General features: G+C 69.3%; 12 protein-coding genes. 6 read left to right on the plus strand and 6 right to left on the minus strand.

The annotated features are described in order from the left end of the window. Window positions 1–12: 12 nt before the first annotated feature. Together N911_RS0111275 and N911_RS0111280 are read left to right on the plus strand one after the other, a co-directional pair. Window positions 13–2,124 (plus strand): methyl-accepting chemotaxis protein, encoded by a 2,112-nt coding sequence (locus tag N911_RS0111275; RefSeq protein ID WP_029897194.1) that lies wholly within the window; start codon window positions 13–15, stop codon window positions 2,122–2,124. Between the two features lie 259 nt (window positions 2,125–2,383). Further along, a complete protein-coding gene (locus N911_RS0111280; RefSeq protein ID WP_029897196.1) occupies window positions 2,384–4,402 on the plus strand; it encodes a HAMP domain-containing methyl-accepting chemotaxis protein in 2,019 nt (672 codons plus the stop codon). Between the two features lie 79 nt (window positions 4,403–4,481). On the opposite strand, the gene N911_RS0111285 is transcribed toward N911_RS0111280, so the two are convergent. Genes N911_RS0111285 through N911_RS0111305 form a run of 5 tightly spaced genes read right to left on the minus strand, consistent with a single transcriptional unit; the run spans window position 4,482 to window position 11,930 of the window. Beyond that, window positions 4,482–6,806 (minus strand): PAS domain-containing hybrid sensor histidine kinase/response regulator, encoded by a 2,325-nt coding sequence (locus N911_RS0111285; protein WP_051694229.1) that lies wholly within the window; start codon window positions 6,804–6,806, stop codon window positions 4,482–4,484. A 52-nt stretch (window positions 6,807–6,858) separates the two neighbouring features. Beyond that, window positions 6,859–7,977 carry an XdhC family protein gene (locus N911_RS0111290; protein ID WP_029897200.1) on the minus strand — a complete coding sequence of 373 codons (1,119 nt, stop codon included), beginning with the start codon at window positions 7,975–7,977 and terminating at the stop codon, window positions 6,859–6,861. Next, on the minus strand, window positions 7,978–8,961 hold the full coding sequence (locus N911_RS0111295) for an FAD binding domain-containing protein (RefSeq protein ID WP_029897202.1): 984 nt from the start codon (window positions 8,959–8,961) through the stop codon (window positions 7,978–7,980). Further along, window positions 8,958–11,312 (minus strand): xanthine dehydrogenase family protein molybdopterin-binding subunit, encoded by a 2,355-nt coding sequence (locus N911_RS0111300; protein WP_029897204.1) that lies wholly within the window; start codon window positions 11,310–11,312, stop codon window positions 8,958–8,960. The genes N911_RS0111295 and N911_RS0111300 overlap by 4 nt, the downstream gene beginning before the upstream one ends. A gap of 3 nt (window positions 11,313–11,315) precedes the next feature. Then, window positions 11,316–11,930 carry a (2Fe-2S)-binding protein gene (locus N911_RS0111305; protein WP_029897206.1) on the minus strand — a complete coding sequence of 205 codons (615 nt, stop codon included), beginning with the start codon at window positions 11,928–11,930 and terminating at the stop codon, window positions 11,316–11,318. Between the two features lie 224 nt (window positions 11,931–12,154). Here N911_RS0111305 and N911_RS0111310 point away from each other — a divergent pair, with 224 nt between their 5' ends. From N911_RS0111310 to N911_RS0111325, 4 genes are all read left to right on the plus strand, one after another. Next, window positions 12,155–14,866, plus strand: a complete 2,712-nt coding sequence (locus N911_RS0111310; protein WP_029897208.1) for a glycoside hydrolase family 15 protein — start codon at window positions 12,155–12,157, stop codon at window positions 14,864–14,866. Window positions 14,867–14,879: 13 nt separating this feature from the next. Continuing rightward, on the plus strand, window positions 14,880–15,284 hold the full coding sequence (locus N911_RS16980; RefSeq protein WP_029897209.1) for a hypothetical protein: 405 nt from the start codon (window positions 14,880–14,882) through the stop codon (window positions 15,282–15,284). Further along, window positions 15,281–16,615 (plus strand): ferredoxin reductase family protein, encoded by a 1,335-nt coding sequence (locus N911_RS0111320; protein ID WP_029897210.1) that lies wholly within the window; start codon window positions 15,281–15,283, stop codon window positions 16,613–16,615. Before N911_RS16980 ends, N911_RS0111320 begins: the two co-directional genes overlap by 4 nt. Window positions 16,616–16,740: 125 nt before the next feature. Next, window positions 16,741–17,652 carry an AMIN domain-containing protein gene (locus N911_RS0111325; protein WP_029897211.1) on the plus strand — a complete coding sequence of 304 codons (912 nt, stop codon included), beginning with the start codon at window positions 16,741–16,743 and terminating at the stop codon, window positions 17,650–17,652. Between the two features lie 164 nt (window positions 17,653–17,816). On the opposite strand, the gene N911_RS0111330 is transcribed toward N911_RS0111325, so the two are convergent. Further along, window positions 17,817–18,053: a hypothetical protein gene (locus N911_RS0111330; RefSeq protein WP_029897212.1), complete on the minus strand. Its 237-nt coding sequence runs from the start codon at window positions 18,051–18,053 to the stop codon at window positions 17,817–17,819. Between the last annotated feature and the right edge of the window lie 36 nt (window positions 18,054–18,089).

Raw genomic sequence — 18,089 nt, forward strand, 5'->3', positions numbered from 1 at the left:
AGGGCGGGCGAGATGAGCTGGAAGAACATTTCCCTCAAGGGCAAGTTCGGAGTCGGATTCGGTGCGGTGCTGTTGCTGCTGCTGTTGGTGGGAGGCTGGGCCTTCCTCGGCGTGGGTGACATCACCGAGAACGCCGAGGAGGTCATCCACGGCAACGAGTTGCGGGGCGAGTTCACCTCGCGGCTGGTGGACCACTTGGAGTGGGCCGAGGCGGTGAGCGTCTTCGTCACCGACGACGAGCAGAACACGCTTGACGTGCAGCTGAACCCGCGCGAGTGCGGCTTCGGCAAGTGGTACTACGGCCAGGGCAGGCAGGAGGCCGAGGAGATGGTGCCGGAAATCCGGTCCGTCATGGCCGAGGTGGAAGAACCCCACATCCACCTCCACGAATCGGCCCGCGAGATCAAGGAGGTCTATACGCCGGTGGACACCGGGTTGGGCACCTTCCTGGCGGACAAGCAGAACGACCACCTGCGCTGGACCCACAAGGTCAAGGACGCCCTGCTGGACCCTTCCATCACGCAACTCGGCGTGGAGACCGACTGGACCAAGTGTTCCCTGGGCAAGTGGCTCTACTCCGACGAGACCAAGGCAATGGCCAGGGAGAACCCCGGTTTCGGGCAGGCCATTGAGGGTATATACGACCCGCACAAGCATTTGCACCAGAGCGCCATCACCATCCAGGAGCTGATCGACCAGAACGATCGCGTCCAGGCGGAACAGGTCTTCCGAGGTGAGACCGAGACGGCCGCGGACGAGACCCTGGCCGGTCTGGACGAGGTGAGGGAGTGGTACGAGGCGCGGCGCGAGGGCTACGAGAAGGCCATGGCGATCTATGCCCAGAAGACCCTGCCAAATCTGCAGCAGGTCAAGGAGCTGCTGAACCGCGCCGAGACCACGGTCGAAGAGAACGTCATGACCGACAAGGAGATGCTGCAAGCGGCCTCCACCACGCGCATGGGCGTGGAGTGGCTGGCTGGAAGCGCCCTGGTCATCGGCGTGCTGCTGGCTTGGGTCATCGCGCGCGGCATCCTCCGCCCCCTCATGGCGAGCATGGGCTTCGCCGACGAGATCGCCGAGGGCGACCTGACCGCCAACGTGCACGTCTACCAGAAGGACGAGATAGGCCGCATGGCCGAGACCCTGCGCACCATGGGCGGGCGCCTGGCCGAGGTGGTGGGCGAGGTGCGGGAGGCCTCGGAGAACGTGGCCTCCGGTTCCGAGGAGCTGTCCGCCACGGCCCAGAACCTCTCCCAGGGGGCCAGCGAGCAGGCCGCCAGCGTGGAGGAGATTTCCGCCTCCATGGAGCAGATGGCCGCCAACATCGGCCAGAACACGGACAACGCCCGCCAGACCGAGACCATGGCCACCAAGGCCGCGGACAACGCCAAGCGCGGCGGCGAGGCTGTGGGCCGTACCGTGTCCGCCATGCGCGACATCGCCGAGAAGATCACCATCATCGAGGAGATCGCCCGGCAAACCAACCTGCTGGCGCTCAACGCCGCCATCGAGGCGGCCCGCGCGGGCGAGGCGGGCAAGGGCTTCGCCGTGGTGGCCGCGGAGGTGCGCAAGCTGGCCGAGCGCAGCGGCGAGGCCGCCGGGGAGATCACCGAGGTCTCGTCCTCCTCCGTGGAGACCGCCGAGGAAGCGGGCAAGCTCATCGACCAGGTGGTGGAGGACATCACCAAGACCGCCGACCTGGTGCAGGAGATCGCCGCCGGGTCCGAGGAGCAGAAATCCGGGGCGGAGCAGATCAACAACGCCATCCAGCAGCTGGACCAGGTGGTGCAGCAGAACGCCTCCGCGGCCGAGGAAATGGCCTCCACCTCGGAGGAGTTGTCTTCCCAGTCGGAGCAGTTGCTCTCCACCATCTCCTTCTTCAAGCTGGAGACCAGCCACGGTTCCGGAGGGCGGCAGCGCAAAGCCGCCACGGCCGGGACGTCCCGCCAGGCGTTGCCGCAGGGTGGCGAAAACAAGCCCGGGAAGAAGCCGGCCGCCCAGGGCAACGGCAATACCCGCGCCAAGGGCGGCGCCGGACAGGGCGGCGAGGGCAAATCCGGCTCCAAGGGCTTCTCCTACGACATGGACGAGAGCGGCGAGGACGACGAGTTCGAGCGCTTCTAGCCGCTTCCGGCCTCCAGGCCGGACCAACCGACGCGACAAGGCCCGGGGACGTCGTCCCCGGGCCTTTTTTCGCGTCCGCCCGGCGCGGCCTCCGGGACGGGCGTTATATTTTCATGCACAACCGTTCAGTTATCATGGCGAGTCTGTCAGTATGCCTGTAATCACGATTTCGTCCGCGAGACACGGTACGGAAAACGGCGCGTTCGCGCCTCGCTCCGCGTGTGCCGCGCAATCCACGGACATTCGAAAGGGGGCCTTCATGTTCAAGAATATGTCGTTGGCCAGGAAGCTCATCCTGGGATTCTGCGCCGTGCTGGTGCTGCTGGTGGTGCTGGGAATCGTGTCCTTCAGGGCGCTGACCTCGGCCACGGACGGGTTCACCGATTACCGGGAGCTGGCCCGGGACTCGGTGCTGGCCGGGCGCGTGCAGGGCAACATGCTTATGCTGCGCATGCAGGTGAAGGACTACATTTTGAGCGGCGAGCAGAGCGAGCGCCGCGAGTTCGACGAGTATATGACGGCCACCCAGGGCTTCCTCGAGGAGGCCAAGGGGCGCATAAGCGACCCGGAGCGCGCGTCCATGATCGCCAAGGCCGATCAGAAACTGGACACCTATCAGAAGAGCTTCGGCGAGGTGGTCAAGCTCATGGACCGCCGCGATGAACTGCTCCAGGGCGTCCTCGCCCCCGAGGGCGCGGCCATGGAGCGGAACCTCGCGGAACTCATGCGCACGGCCGAGGGGGACGGCGACTCCGCGACGGCCTACCACGCCGGGCTGACCCTGCGGCACCTGCTGCTGGCCAGGCTGTACGTCGTCAAGTTCCTGGAGAGCAACGACCAAGCGGACGTGGACCGGGTGCGCGACGAGTTCGAGGTGATGGACGAGGAAATGGCGGCGCTGGAACGCGCGATACAGGACGCGGAGCGACGCGGGCTGCTGGCCGGGACCATTGAAAGCCGGGATCGCTACACGTCCACGTTTTTCGATGCCTTCGTCCCGGCCATCTTCGAGCGAAACCGCCTCATCGAGGACAGCCTGGACCGCATCGGGCCGGAGGTGGCCGGACTGACCGAGGACGTCAAGCTGTCCATCATCGAGGACCAGAACCAGCTTAGCTCCAGCGTGCAGCAATCCAACAGGTTCACCATACGCCTCATCGGTATCGTCTCCGGAGCGGCCCTGCTCTTCGGCGCGCTCATGGCCTGGCTCATCATCCGCGGCGTCTCCGCCCAACTCGGCCGCGACCCTTCGGTGGTGGCTAACATCGCCGAGAGCATCTCACGTGGCGACCTGAGCACACGCTTCGACCAGGACAAGGTGCGTGGCGTGTACGCCTCCATGAAGGACATGTCCGATGCCCTGACCGGTGTGGTGGGCGAGGTGCGCTCCGCCTCGGAGAACGTGGCCTCGGGTTCCGAGGAGTTGTCCGCCACGGCTCAGAGCATCTCCCAGGGGGCCAGCGAGCAGGCCGCCAGCGTGGAGGAGATTTCCGCCTCCATGGAGCAGATGGCCGCCAACATCGGCCAGAACACGGACAACGCCCGGCAAACCGAGTCCATGGCCACCAAGGCCTCGGACAACGCCAAGCGCGGCGGCGAGGCGGTGGAGCGCACCGTTTCGGCCATGCGCGACATCGCCGAGAAAATCTCCATCATCGAGGAGATCGCCCGGCAGACCAATCTGCTGGCGCTCAACGCCGCCATCGAGGCGGCCCGCGCGGGCGAGGCGGGCAAGGGCTTCGCCGTGGTGGCCGCGGAGGTGCGCAAGCTGGCGGAGCGCAGCGGCGAGGCCGCCGGGGAGATCACCGAGGTCTCGTCCTCTTCGGTGGAAACCGCCGAGGAAGCGGGCAAGCTCATCAGCCAGGTGGTCGAGGACATCTCCAAAACCGCCGACCTGGTGCAGGAGATCGCCGCCGGGTCCGAGGAGCAGAACTCCGGCGCGGAGCAGATCAACCAGGCCATCCAGCAGCTGGACCAAGTGGTGCAGCAGAACGCCTCCGCGGCCGAGGAGATGGCCTCCACCTCGGAGGAGCTGTCCTCCCAGTCGGAGCAGTTGCTCGCATCAATCTCCTTCTTCAAGCTGGGCATGGGCGACGGCCGGGACAGGCCGAAGGCCGCGCCCGCCAGACGTGAGGCCCTTCCCCGGGGGGACGAGACGGCCGCGAAAGGCAACGGAGCCAAGCGGGCCTCCCCCCCGGCCGCCAGGGGCGGACAGGATGGCGGGGGAGCCGGGTACGCCTACGACATGGACGGCGACGACGAGTTCGAACGGTTCTAGGCTGGTCCGGAAACGGCCATGAAAAAGGCCCGGAACGCACCGCGTTCCGGGCCTTTTTCGCGTTGGCGGCGGGGGCGGATCATTCGTCCCCGGTCAGCCGCCGCACCTCGCTGTCCAACTCGTTCAGGTCCAGGGGCTTGGGCAGGTAGCCGTCGATGCCCGCTTCCCTCGCGCGCTCCCGGTCGCCACTCCCGGCGTGCGCGGTCAGGGCGGCCACGGGGGTGCGCCTGTTGACCTCCCCGGCCTTGCCCGCCCGCAGGCGGCGCACCGTCTCCAGGCCGTCCATGTCCGGCATCTGGATGTCCATGAGGACCAGGTCGAAGGGCTGTTCCGCCAGCATGTCCAGGGCTCCGGCTCCGTCCCCGGCCACCCGGCACTCGTGGCCCAGCTTGTCCAGCAGCCTGCGAGCCACCATGCGGTTGATCTCGTTGTCCTCCACCACCAGCACCCGCTTGGCGGGAGCGGAGGCTTCTTCCGCCGTGCCGGACCGGGGGGCGGGACCGCCGGGATTCCCGTCCTGGGTCGGGCGCAGGGGCAGAGTGAAGCGGAATGCCGAGCCCTCTCCGGGCTCGCTTTCCACCCAGACCTCGCCGCCCATGAGTTCCACCAGGTTCTTGACGATGGCCAGCCCCAGGCCGGTGCCCTGGTGGCGGCGGGTGGTGGAGTCGTCGATCTGGGTGAAGGACTCGAACAGGCGGTGAATCTGTCCGCGCGAAATGCCGACGCCCGTGTCCTCCACCTCGAAAAGCAGCCGTTCCCCGTCGGGCCGCAGCCGCAGGGCCACCCGGCCGCGCTCGGTGAACTTGATGGCGTTGCCCGCCAGATTGAAAAGGATTTGGCGCAGCCGCTGCTCGTCACCGTCCAGCCACTCCGGCGCGCCGTCCTCCACTTCGACGGAGATGGCCAGCCCCTTGTCCGTGGCCTGCTGCTGCAGTGCCTCGGCGGTTTGGCGCAGCACGTCGCCAGGGCGCAGCGGCTCGGCCGCGATCTCCATGCGGCCCGCCTCTACGCGGGAGAGATCCAGGAGGTCGTTGAGCAGCCCGGCCAGGCCGCGTCCGGCCATAAGGGCGGTGCGCACGGACTCGGCGTGTTCCGGAGCGAGATCGGCCTGATCCAGAATCTGCAGCATGCCCAGCACAGCGTTGAGGGGTGTGCGGATCTCGTGGCTGATGGTGGCCAGGAAAGCGGATTTGGCCCGCGAGGCGGCCTCGGCCCGCTCCTTGGCCTCCTCCAGGGCTCGGGTGAGCTGGCGGAGGTCGGTAACGTCGGCCACGTACTCCATGCCGCCGATGACCCGGTCGTCTTCGTCCAGGATGGGAGCGCAGTACATCTTGAAGGAGCGGCCGGTGCGCTCGTCCTCCTCCGGGGTGGAGAAGCGGGTGACGAGCCGCTTTTCCTCCATGGCCTTGGGCAAGGAGCAGTGGCCGCAGACGGTTCGGCGGTTCTGCAGGATCTCAAAGCAGTGGCGGCCCAGAATGTCCGCGTCGTCCGGCAGGCCGAAGGCCTCCATGAGGCCCCGGCTGACGTTGATGATGCGGTAGTCCGCGTCCACCACGTTGAGGTGGCCGGGGATGTTGGCGAACATGGCCCGCAACTGCTGGTTGACCCGCCGCAACTCCTCCTCCGTCCGCTTGAGCTGGGTGATCTCCTGGCTGACCGTGGCCACGCCCAGCAGCGCCCCTTCGTCGTAGACCGGGAATTTCTTGGACAGGAATACGCGCCGGGTTTTTCCGCCGGAGAGGTGCTCCTCCACGGTCAGGGATTCCCCCGCGGGAAGTTCCAGCGCCCGGCGGTCGTTTTCGGCGTAGACGGAAAGGTCGCTGTCGGTTGCCACGCCGTTCAGCAGATCCTCGTCCCGCTTGCCCAGCACCTCGTCGGAGTCCAGCCCCAGCATGCGCGCAAAGGCGGGATTGGCCGTGAGGTAGCGCCGCCTGGGGTCCTTGAGCACGGCTAGGTGCTCGGTGTTGGCCATCATGGCCCCCAGCAGCCGCTGCTGCTTTTCCCGCCGCAGTTCCTCGGAGACTTCCCTGGCCACGGCCAGGTAGCCGTCGATGCCGGAATCGGGCCGCATGGGGAAGGTGCGTACCAGAAGGACCACGTGCGAGCCGTCCGGCCCGGGGACCGTCAGCAGCCGCTCGTCGGGCTGGCCGGTGCGCAGGGTGCGCTCGCCCGGGTCGTGCCTGGTATCGCCGCCCCTGCTCCGCAGACAGGGGCCGCCGCGCAGCGCCTCCGGTGTTGAACCCAGCAGGTCGGCCATGGCGCGGTTGGCCATGACGACCCGGTGGTCCCTGGAGACCAGGGCCATGGGCAGGTCCAGGCCCTCGAAAAGGGCCTGGCGCAGCGAGGCGTCAGCCGTCAGCGCCTCTTCCAGGTGGTGGGACTCGTGCCGTGCTCCTTCCCCCATGGGGGGAGTCTACACAGGCGCTCCGCGTTGGCAAGCCGGGAAACGGCAATAATCACCCGGCCGGGTCTGGGCCGCGCGTGCCGGGGTCGGCGGTCTCCCTGGCCCGCTCTTTCGCCCGCAGCTGGATGAGCCGGGCCACGATGCCCACGGCCAATTCCTCCGGGCTCAGCCCGCCCAGGTCCAGCCCGCCGGGGCATTCCACACGGTCCAGGTCCTCCTGGCTGTATCCCTCCTCCAGCAGCTTGCGGAAAAGGTCGTCCCGCTGGCCCTCGGTGCAGGGCAGGGCGATGTAGGGGGCGGGGCTGGCCAGGGCTTCCCGCAGCAAGGTTTCGTCGAAGCGGGGGTCGCGGCTAGTGATGACCACCAGGGTGGATCCGGTGAGCGGGTTGCGGTGCCCGGCCAGTTCCCGCAGGGCGTTGTTCATGTCCGCCACCCGGAAGGCGTCCACGTTCTTCAGCCGGGTCAGACGATCGGGCCGGTCGTCGGCCACGGCCACGGGAAAGCCGCAGCGTTGGGCCAGCAGGGCTGTCTCCCGCCCCAGGCGTCCGGCGCCGAGCACCACCACGTCCAGGCTTTCCGGCAAGGGTTCCACCAGCAGGCAGTCCCCGCCGCAGGTGACCAGCACCGGCGAGTCCAGGCGCTCGGCTTCCTCGGCCGCCCGGCGCATGGCTTCGGAGATGAGGAAATCTTCCGGCAGGCAGGTCCCGGCCGCAGCCTCGCCGGCCGAGCCGGAGCTGTGGAAGCGCGGCCGCTTGCGCAGGTCCGTCCAGTCCAGGCCGGTGAACAGCAAGGGCTTGGGACCGCCCCCGTGCCGCGCGGCCAGGAACGTCTCCAGGGCCCTGCTGGTCTCGGTGTCCGGATGCAGGGGCTGCACCAGGGCTTCCACCCATCCGCCGCACGTCTCCTCGGACTCGGCCCAGTCGCCGTCGTCCGTGGCGAACTCCACCAGGTGAACGTTGCCGGTGGCCAGGGAGTCCCGGGCCTGCTCCACGATCCAGGCCTCCAGCGCGCCGCCGCCCACGGACCCCACGACCTGTCCGGAGGAGGTCAAAAGCAGCCTGGCTCCGGGGCCCCGGGGGGTGCAGCCCTGAGTCCGGACCACCGTGGCCAGGGCGCAGTTGCGCCCCGCTTCCAGTTCCCGCGCCGCTTGCCGCAATGCTTCGATACCCATTCACGCCTCCGCGATGGCGGTCAGTTCCTGCCGCACCACAGCCTCCAGCAAGGGCACCTTGTAGCCGTTGCCAGAGAGGGGAGCGGTTTTGGACACGGCCGCTTGTGCCGCCTTGTCGATCACTTCCGGGGTCAGCCGCGAGCCGATGATGATTTCCTCCACCTCTCTCGAGCGCCAGGGCACCGGCGCCACGCCGGAGAAGACCACCCGGCCGCCGTTAACCCGGCCGCCGGATACGTCCAGCGCCGTGGCCATGCCCGCGATGGCGAAGTCCCAGGCCGCCCGCACCCGCACCTTGCGGTAGGCGGAACGCAGCCCCTTGGAGGGCGGGGGGATGGTCACGTGGGTGATGATCTCGCCCGGTTCCAGCCGCACCATGCGTGTGGGATCCTCCTCGGGGGGTACGAACAGCTTGTCCACCGCCAGGGTGCGTCCGCCGCCCGGCCGGGCGGTGGTCACGCCGGCCCCCAGGGCGGCCAGGGCCGGGGCCGGATCCGAGGGGTGGACGATGACGCACGGCCCCTTGCCCAGGATGCGGTGGTACTGGTTTTCGCCCTCGAAGGCGAAGCAGGTGCCCCCGCCCTTGCGCAGGCAGTGGAAGTCGCCCCGGAAGTACCAGCAGCGCGGTTCCTGGCAGAGGTTGCCGCCGATGGTCCCCTGGTTGCGCAGCTGCGGGCTGGCCGCGGCCAGCGCGGCCTGGGCCAGCACCGGGTAGGCGCGGTTCACCCCGGGGTGGACGGCGATCTCCGAGAGGGTGGTCAGGGCGCCGATGCGCAGGCCGCCCTCGGCGGTCTTTTCCATGCCGCGCAGGTCGTCCAGGGAGGAGAGGCTGACCACCTCGTCCACGGCGAAGCAGTGGTCGCGCATGCAGCCCAAAAGGTCGGTGCCGCCGCCGTGGGCGCGGCCGTTGTCCGCGCCCGCCAGGAGCTTGACCGCCTCCTTGACCGTGACGGGGCGGTGGTAGGTGAAGGGGGAGAGGTTCATGCCGCCTCCTTCCGCCCGGCCAGGGCGGCCACCAGGGCCGGTGCGTTGACGGGGCTTTCGGTCAGCCGCACGCCGCAGGCGTCGAACACCGCGTTGGCGATGACCGCGGCCGTGGGCACGGTGACGGGTTCGCCCAGCCCCTTGCCGCCGATGGCGTTGGCCTCGGGGTCGGGCATCTCGATGGGCTCGGAGAGGATCTCCGGCGGGGCGTCCATGATGGTGGGCAGTTTGTAGTCGTGCCAGTTGCGGGTGCAGAGCTTGCCGGTGGGGCCGTCCAGCACCCGCTCCTCCAGCATGCCCAGGCCGATGCCCATGACGATGCCGCCGCCCACCTGGTTGTCGTAGGTCAGCCGGTCGATGACCCGGCCGGAGTCGTGGGAGGCCACAAAGCGCGTGAGCCGCACCTCGCCGGTCTCCCGGTCCACCTCCACCTCGCAGAACTGCGCCCCGAAGGGCACCACCACCTTGCCGTCCGGCCCGGGGCTCTTGTGGCCGATGCCGATGGCGGTCTGGTGGCTCTTGAGGTGGGAGAGGTCGGTGACGGCGATCTTCTTGGTCTCGTCATAGGTCTGGATGTTCGCCCCCCGGAAGAGCAGGCCGGAGCGGGGCGCGTCCAGGTCCTCGGCCGCCCAGTCCAGCAGTTTGCGCTTGAGGTCCACGCAGGCCAGCCGGGTGGCCGAGCCGTCCGTGGGCAGGGTCTTGGAGCCGCCGGAGGGGCGGGAGTAGTGGGTGGTGCCGGTGTCGGCGTTCTCCACCCGAACGGATTCCGGGGTCACTCCCATCTCCTCGGCCGCCACCACGGCGAATACCGTCTTGGAGCCGGTGCCGATGTCCGAGGCCCCGGCGTTGACTACCACCGTGCCGTCGGCGTTGAGGCTGACAATGACCGTGGAGGGCGGGAATCCGTTGCCCAGGAACCAGTTGCAGGCGCCCGCGCCCACCCCCCGCAGGTACCGCCCGGAACGGTCCTGTTCCCGGGTGCGCTTTCTGGCTTCGGCCCAGTCGAAGGCCTCCGCGCCGCGCCGCAAACACTCGGCCAAACCGGTGGTGGTGTAGGGGGGCTGGCCTTCGCGGCCCTGGGAGCGGTCCGGGATGTTCTTCAGCCGCAACTCCACCGGGTCCATGTCCAGCTTGCGGGCCAGCTCGTCCACGGCCTGCTCCACGGCCCAGGAACACTGCGGGTAGCCCGGCGCGCGGAAGGGACGGGCGGGCTGGGCGTTGATGAGCACGTCGTTGAGCCTGGTCTCCACGTTGCCGCAGGCGTAGAGGTCCTTGGCCAGCCAGTCCAGCAGGCTGGTTCCGCCGGAGGGAAAGGCGCCGGAGGCGCCTGTGCCCTCGAAGGAGATAGCGGTCAGCCTGCCTTCCCCGTCCGCGCCCATCTTCAGCCGCATGGCCGACTCGGGCCGGTTGCCCATGGTCAGGTAGGTCTGCTCGCGCGGCAGGAAGAGTTTCACCGGGCGGCCGGTGCGCTTGGCCAGCAGGGCGGCCATGATGGAATATTTGCTGGTCTCCAGCTTGGAGCCGAAGCCGCCGCCGACATAGTGGCCGAGGACCCGTACCTTGGACAGGGGCAGGCCCAGCACCTGGGCCACCTTCTCGCGCACGGCGTAGACCCCTTGGGTGGACTCCCATATGGTCAACTCGTCGCCGTCCCAGGCCGCAGCCGCTCCGTGGGGCTCAAGCGGGGTGTGCAGCAGGCAGCGGGTCAGGTAGTCGCGCTCCACCACGGCGGAGGCTTCGGAAAAGCCCCGCTCCACGTTGCCCCGGGAATAGGTCTGGGGCGGGGAGGCGCGGTTGCCGTCCGGGTTGTCCGGCCGCGCCTTGGGCGCGCCCTTGGTCAGGGCTTCGACCGGGTGGGAGACGAAGGGCAGCTTCTCGTACTCCGCCTTCACCTTGCGCAGGGCGTCCCAGCAGGCCTGGGGGGTGTCCGCGGCCACGGCGCAGACCGCCTCGCCCTCGAAGAACAGCTCGGTGTCGAAGAGGCGGGCCTCGGTGACGCTTTCGGGCGCGTCGTCCGCCTCGCCCTGGTCGGTCCAGGGCCATTTGGGGTTGGCCCCGGACGTCTTGTGGCTGATGAGGTCGCGCACGCCGGGTGTCCTGGCCGCCTCGGCCGTGTCCAGCCGGGTGAGCTTGGCGTGGGGGTGGGGGCAGCCCAGGATGGCGCCGTAGAGCATGTCCGGCAGCCGCACGTCGGAAGGGTAGACCGCCGTGCCCGTGACGCGCTCGTAGGCGTCCACGCGCACGGTGCGCTCCCCCACGACGCTGGTGGATTCCAGCCAGGCCGGGGGCTTGCCCGACTCGCCGGGCTGGGGGTGGGAGGCAACGGGATCGAAATAGAGGTTTTTGGCCATGGCCTAGCCTCCTTTCTTCAGGCGGACCGCGGTGTGTACGGCGTTTTGAATGTTAGCGTACGCGCCGCAGCGGCAGAGGTTGCCGCTCATGCCCAGCCGCACGGCCTCGAGGTCGGGCTCGGAGTTTTCCCGCAGCAGGCCCTCGGCCGCCACCACTTGACCAGGCGTGCAGTAGCCGCACTGGAAGGCGTCCTCGCGGGCGAAGGCCTCCTGGGTCGGCCCCATGTCCTCGCCCTTCTTCAGCCCCTCGATGGTTTCGATGCGGTGGCCCTGCGCCTCCACGGCCAGGGTCAGGCAGGCGTAGCGGGGCAGGTCGTCCATGAGCACGGTGCAGGCCCCGCATTCGCCCCGGTGGCAGCCCTCCTTGGAGCCGGTCAGGCCCAGTTCCTCGCGCAGCACGTGCAGAAGCGTCCAGCGCGGCTCCACCAGGAGTTCGTAGCGGCGGCCGTTGATGTCCAGGCCGCAGTCCACAAGGCTGTCCTCTCTGGCTTTCCTCCCGGTTTCGGCCCCGGCGCGGGCGGCCGGTCCGGCCACGGCCAGGCAGGCGGCCGAGGCGCTCATGGTCTGTATGAAGCGGCGGCGGGAGAGGCCGCCGGAGCGTGTGGACTTTTTGCGCATGGCTCCTCCCGGGTGGGGTTGGCCGTTTTCGGGCTGCAGGGGCAAGCCATTCCCTTATACCGAAGCAGGACCGCCGGAGCAACGCCAGGGAGAAAAAATGGGTAGCAATCCGGCGGGCGAAGGGGAGGGGAAAACCCGCATATCCAGGCGAGTCCTTTCAATCCCGGCGGAATATGGTACAGGGAAAGCCCGGGAAAAAGCTAGGCAAACGGGAGCGGGCCGGCATGTACAAACCAATCAGCCATTACGGCGCGGTGGGCGACCTGCGCACCGTGGCCCTCATCGCCTCGGGCTCCGTGGACTGGCTCTGCCTGCCGGACCTGGATTCCCCTTCCGTGTTCGCCGCCCTGCTGGACGCCGACTCGGGCGGCTGCTTCGCTGTTCGCCCCGAAGGCCCCTTCGACGCCCAGGCCCGCTACCTGGAGGACACCAACGTTTTGGAGACGCACTTCCGCTGCCGCACGGGCCGGGCCGTGCTCACCGATTTCATGCCCCTGCGGGAGGGCGGGCCGGACCACCCCGACGGCGGGGGGCGCGCTCCCGGCCCCGTCCTGTGGCGGAAGTTCGAGGTGCTGCGCGGGGAGATGGAGGTGCTCTGCCGCTTCGCCCCCCGCTTCGACTACGCCCGGGACGACGTGCGCATCGAGGAGGTGGAGCGGGGCGTGTTGGCGCGGGGGCAGTCTTCCGGGCTGGCCTGCGGGCTGTACACCCGGCGCGAGATGGTCGGGGTGGGGCCGGACGAGGCCGAGGGCCGCTGGCGGCTGGCCTCCGGCGAGGAGGTTTGGCTTGCCCTGGGCTGGGGGGAGGAGCGCGTTTCCCGCCGCCCGGAGGACGGCGAGGCCGCCCTGGAGGAAACCGCGCGCTTCTGGAGCGGCTGGCTGGAGACCGGCGAAACCGGGCGGGAGGTGGACTTCGGCAGTTTCGCCCCCATGGTCCGTCGTTCCGCCCTGGCCCTGAAAATGCTCTTCCGCCACCCGGACGGCTCCATCGCGGCCGCAGCCACCACCTCCCTGCCCGAGGTCATTGGCGGGGGGCGCAACTGGGACTACCGCTACACCTGGGTGCGGGACACCTCCTTCACCCTGCGCACCCTGTTCAACCTGGGCCACGTGGTTGAAACCGAGGCCTTCCTGCGCTGGATCGAGAAGCGCATCCGGCGGCAGGGCGGCGGCGGCGCGGAGTCCATGCAGATCATGTACGGCCTGCGGGGCGAGGCGGACCTGCCGGAGCGGGAGCTGGACCACCTGGACGGCTACAAGGGGTCGCGCCCGGTGCGGGTGGGCAACGAGGCGGCCGGGCAGTTGCAACTGGACATCTACGGCGAGCTGCTGGACGCGGCCATGCTGCTGTCCGATTACGTGGGCAAGATCGACGAGGACCTGTGGCCCTTCCTGCGCTCCCTCTGCGACCACGTGACATCCGCCTGGAAACGACCGGACTACGGCCTGTGGGAGGTGCGTGGCGGGCCGCGTCACTTCGTCCACTCCAAGGTCATGTGCTGGGTGGCCCTGGACCGGGGGCTGGCCATCGCCGAGCGCTACGGCTTCCCCCACGACCGGGCCGCCTGGGAGCGCGCCCTGTGGGACATCAAGTTCGAGGTGCTGGACAAGGGATACGACCCGGACAAGGGCGCTTTCCGCATGCACTACGGCACCGGCGCCCTGGACGCGGCCAGCCTGCTCATTCCGCTGGTGGGCTTCCTGCCCTTCTCCGACGAGCGGGTGCGCTCGAACATCGAAGCGGTGCGGCGGGAGTTGGCCTCAGACGGCTTCGTCTACCGCTACCGCGCCGGGGACGGGCTGGAGGGCGAGGAGGGGGCCTTCCTGCTCTGCTCCTGCTGGCTGGCTGACTGCCTGGTGGAGCTGGGCGATTTGGAGAAGGCGCGCCATGTGCTGAACCAGGTGGCCCAGGCGGCCAATCCCCTGGGGCTGTTCTCCGAGGAGTACTGCCTGACCTTCCGCGAGCAACTGGGCAACTTCCCCCAGGCCTTTACCCACCTGGGCTTCGTGGACTCCACCCGCCGCCTGCGCCTGGCCGAAACCCGGCGCAAGACGGCCGCACCGGAGCGGGAGCCGGAGGAGCGTGCGGAAGCTGGCGAGGACATCGTCTCCTGGCTGTTGGCCCCAAAGGCCGTGCTCAACAGGGCGGACAGCCCGCCGGGGGAGCGGTGCGACCCTCTGGAGCTGGCCAGGGAGTTGCGGCGGACCATGAACCTGCTGCGCGGGGCCTTCTTCGAGGCCGAGGGCATGCGTGTGGCCTACGAGCGCATGCCCGGCAGCCAGCCTTATCAGCGATTGCAGGACCTTTCGCGGCGGCTGCGCGGCCTGGACCCGGCCGATCTGCGAAGCCGGGACGAGCGGCGCGCCTTCTGGATAAATCTCTACAACGTGCTGGTCATCCACGGGGTTGTGGCCCTGGGGGTGCGCGACACGGTGCGCGAAGCGCGCAACTTCTTCCGCCGGGTGCGCTATCAGGTGGGCGGCATGGAGTTTTCCCCGGACCACATCGAGCACGGCGTGCTGCGGGCCAACCGCCGCCCGCCGCGCGGTCCGCGCGCGGTCTTTTCCGACGCCGACCCCCGCCTGGAACAGTGCGTGGGCGAGGTGGACCCGCGAATCCACTTCGCCCTGGTCTGCGCCTCCCGCTCCTGCCCGCCGGTGGAGGCCTACGAGCCGGATAGCCTGGACAAGCAGCTCGACGCGGCCGCCCGCGCCTTCGCCGGGGGCGGCGGCGTGGTGGTGGACCCCGGGCGGGGCGAGGCCTCGCTGTCGCGCGTCTTTTTGTGGTACAGGCGGGACTTCGGGGAAAACGAGGCCGATGTCCTGCGCTTCATGGCCCCGTACGTGGCCGACGGGGAGGAGGCGGACTTCCTGCGCGACCACGCCGATGACTGCGCCGTGCGCTACCAGGAGTACGACTGGCGGCTAAACCGCTGAACCGGAGCGAGACATGCCCAAGACGGCCCGAGGACTGATTCTGGCCTACTTCTGGATTTCCCTGGGCGGGCTTTTGCTGCACATCCGCCTGCACCCGCCCCTGGAGAACATCTATAACTGGGCCCCAACGGCCGTGGCCGCCCTCAACACGTTCGTCCTGCCGTTTATGTTCGCCCGCCCGTCCACGGCGGCCTGGGCGTGGCTGGCGGCCGTGGCCACGGTGATCTTCGGCAGCGTGGGCATGGCCTGGCACTGGCTGGTGGCCTGGCCAGGCCCTTGGAACCTGGACGCCTTCCTGCTGCGCTCCACCCTGCCGGACATCGTCATCCTCTGGGGCAAGCTGCCCCTGGCCTGGGCCATCGTGCGGCTGGTGCGACCGCACGAGGAAACACGCGGACGGACGAGGTGCGAGACATGAGCCAAGACGTTTCCCGCCCCCTGCTGTCCGGGCCGCGCCGCGCCCTGTGGGCCGCATTGGCGCTGCTCTTTCCCCTGGCCGTGGTTCTGGCCCCGCCCGTGGCCGAGTTTCTGGAGCACCCCGCCCCGGCCTTCTCCCCGAAGTGGTTCGAGGCCGTGGGCAAGGGGCTGGCCCTGGCGGGCGTGGGGCTGTTCTTCGTCCAGTACGCCATAGGAGCCAAGCTGCCTCTGCTGGACCGCGCCTTTTCCCTCAACGGCACCTTTCTGGCCCACCGCTGGGTTGCCCTGGCCGCCGCCTGCATGCTCTCCCTGCACCCGCTGCTGCTCTTCGCCCCCAAGGAGCGCGAGGTGGGGGCCATCGATCTGGCCGCCCAGTGGCCGCTGCTGCTGGGCGCGCTGACCCTTTTGAGCCTGTGGACGGCCGTGGCCGTGGCCCTGAAGCGGAAGTTCCTGGGCCTGCCCTTCCAGCGCTGGTGGGGCCTGCACAAGATCGGTGTGGTGGCCCTGGCCGTGCTGGCCGGAACGCACGCCGCCTTTGTGCATGGCCACCTCCACCTGGGCTGGCCCCAAGCGGTGCTGGCGGGCGGGCTGCTCATCTACCTGGGCTCCGCCCTGGCCCGGCGCGGGCGGGAGTACCAGGTGGCCGCCGTGGAAAAGGCCGCCCGCGACGCCTTCGAGGTGGTGCTGCGCCCCGCGCGGGGGGCGGCCGCCCCCTACGCCCCGGGGCAGTTCGGGCTGGTGACCTTCCTCTCGGAGAACCTGCCCCGCGAGGAGCACCCCTGGACCCTAGCCTCCACCCCCACGCGGGGAGAGGAACTGCGCATGTGCATCCGCTGCTCCGGCGACTTCACCAGCGCCATCGGGAGGCTGCGCCCCGGCGACCGCGCCCTGGTCAAGGGGCCGTACGGCCGCTTCTCCTATCTGCGCCACGGGGAGGAGGACGGGGAACTGGTCCTGGTAGCGGGCGGCGTGGGCGTCACCCCCATCCTGTCCATGCTGCGCCATCTGGCCGACCGGGGCGACCAGCGGCCCGTGACCCTCATCTGGTCCAACCGCACCGAGGAGGACATCATCCTGCCGCGCGGGATGCAGGAATTGCGGGAGCGACTGTCCGGCCTGACCATCCATTACGTGCTCACCCGCCAGCCGGAGTACTCCGGCTATTCCGGGCGGCTGGACGAGGCCAAGTACGCGGCCATTCTCAAGGGGGTGGACCGGCGGGCGGAGGTGTTCGTCTGCGGGCCGCCCAGCCTCATGGCCGACGCCCGCCGGCAGCTTTGCCGGGTGGGCTTCTCCGCCGGGCGCATCCACACCGAGGAGTTCGCGCTCTGACCGCCCGTGCCGCGTTCCGCCCGCCCGATATCCGCCAGGCTTGCCAACCGCCCCCGGCTCCCGGTATGGACTGCTGATCGGCCGGACCCAGCAGCGCGCGGACCTTCAGGAATCCAGGAACGCCCATGGCATCATCGCGACTCGTCACCACCTGCCTCAACGTTGCCGCCGGCGCGCTCATCCTTCTGGCCGCCAGCCTGTTGGCCAACTCGGCCATCGACCCTTCCGTGGCCTCCAACGGCCAGGAGGCCACACCCGTGCCCCGGCCCGCCAAGCGGGTCGTCGCGCCGGGCGACGTGATGCATTCCCTGCACGCCCAGGTGGACCCGTCGGAGTACACCATCCTGCGCAAGGTGCGCGAGCCGGGCGAACCGCCCTTCGAGCCCGCTCCCAACGCCACCGCGCCCCAGGCCCCGGCCGAGCCGGAAACGCCGGGCGTGCCCGGCCCTGAAGCACCGCGGGTTCCGGGCAAGGCTGAGACCGCTCCGGCCCCGGAGGCCGCGCCCGGGCCCCAGGCCAAGCCCGCGCCCGAGCCGGAGCCGTCCGCCAAAAAGGTCGGGGAAGCCCCGAGAGCGAAACCTGCCGCTCCGACGGACGAGGCGGAGACCCCGTCCGGCGCGGAGGAGCCGGAGCGGCCCGCCGAGGCCGCGGCCCCAGGGGAGCAGGCCGCCGAGCCCCAGCCCGGACCGGAAGAACAGGCGGCCAAGCCCGAATCCGAGCCGGGCCCGAAAGAGGCCACCGTGCGGGTCCAGTCCCGTGAGGGCAAGGTGGCCGTGCTCATCGGGCTGGCCGGAGGCGCCACGGACTTCTCCACCTTTTTCCTGGAACAGCCCTACCGCATGGTCGTGGACGTGCCCGGCAAATGGCGGCCCAGGGGGCCATCCGAGGTGAAGGTGGGCGAGATGGGACTGCGGAGCGTGCGCATCGGCCGCCACGCAGAGCATCTGCGTGTGGTCTTCGACATCGACAAGAGCGCCGGAACCAAGAGCGAAACGGTGCGGACGGCCAAGGGCATCGTGGTCGTCTTTTCTAAATAGCCCGCCCGGCAATGGAAGCAAAAGGCCCGGCGCGTACGCGCCGGGCCTTTTTTCTATCGCACTCCGCGTGGCGGAGCGAAGGGGAGTCGGAGGCGGCGGAAGAAGGCTTCCGGAGTTGGCGCCGGGCAGGCCGGGCCTCCCGGTCGGGAAAGAAGCCCTCGCGGCTAGGCGAAGGCTTCGTTGCTGAGACGGACGATCTGCGTGTCGAAGAATTCCTCTTCAGGCGTGCAATGCGGGCATCCCTGGGAGACGATCATGCAGGTGGCGTCGATCTCCAGGATGCTCATGCCCGACCAGTGCAGGATTTCGGTTGACTTGCCGGGTTCCCAGATGACGGGTTCCCCGCAGGAGGCGCATTCCACGTACAGCAGTTCCGGATCGAATGGTGCTACGCTGCCCATGGTTCTCCTTTCATGGATTTGGCGTTGAACCTAGTG

It is taken from the genome of Desulfohalovibrio reitneri, from assembly GCF_000711295.1.
GTDB lineage: Bacteria > Desulfobacterota > Desulfovibrionia > Desulfovibrionales > Desulfovibrionaceae > Desulfohalovibrio > Desulfohalovibrio reitneri.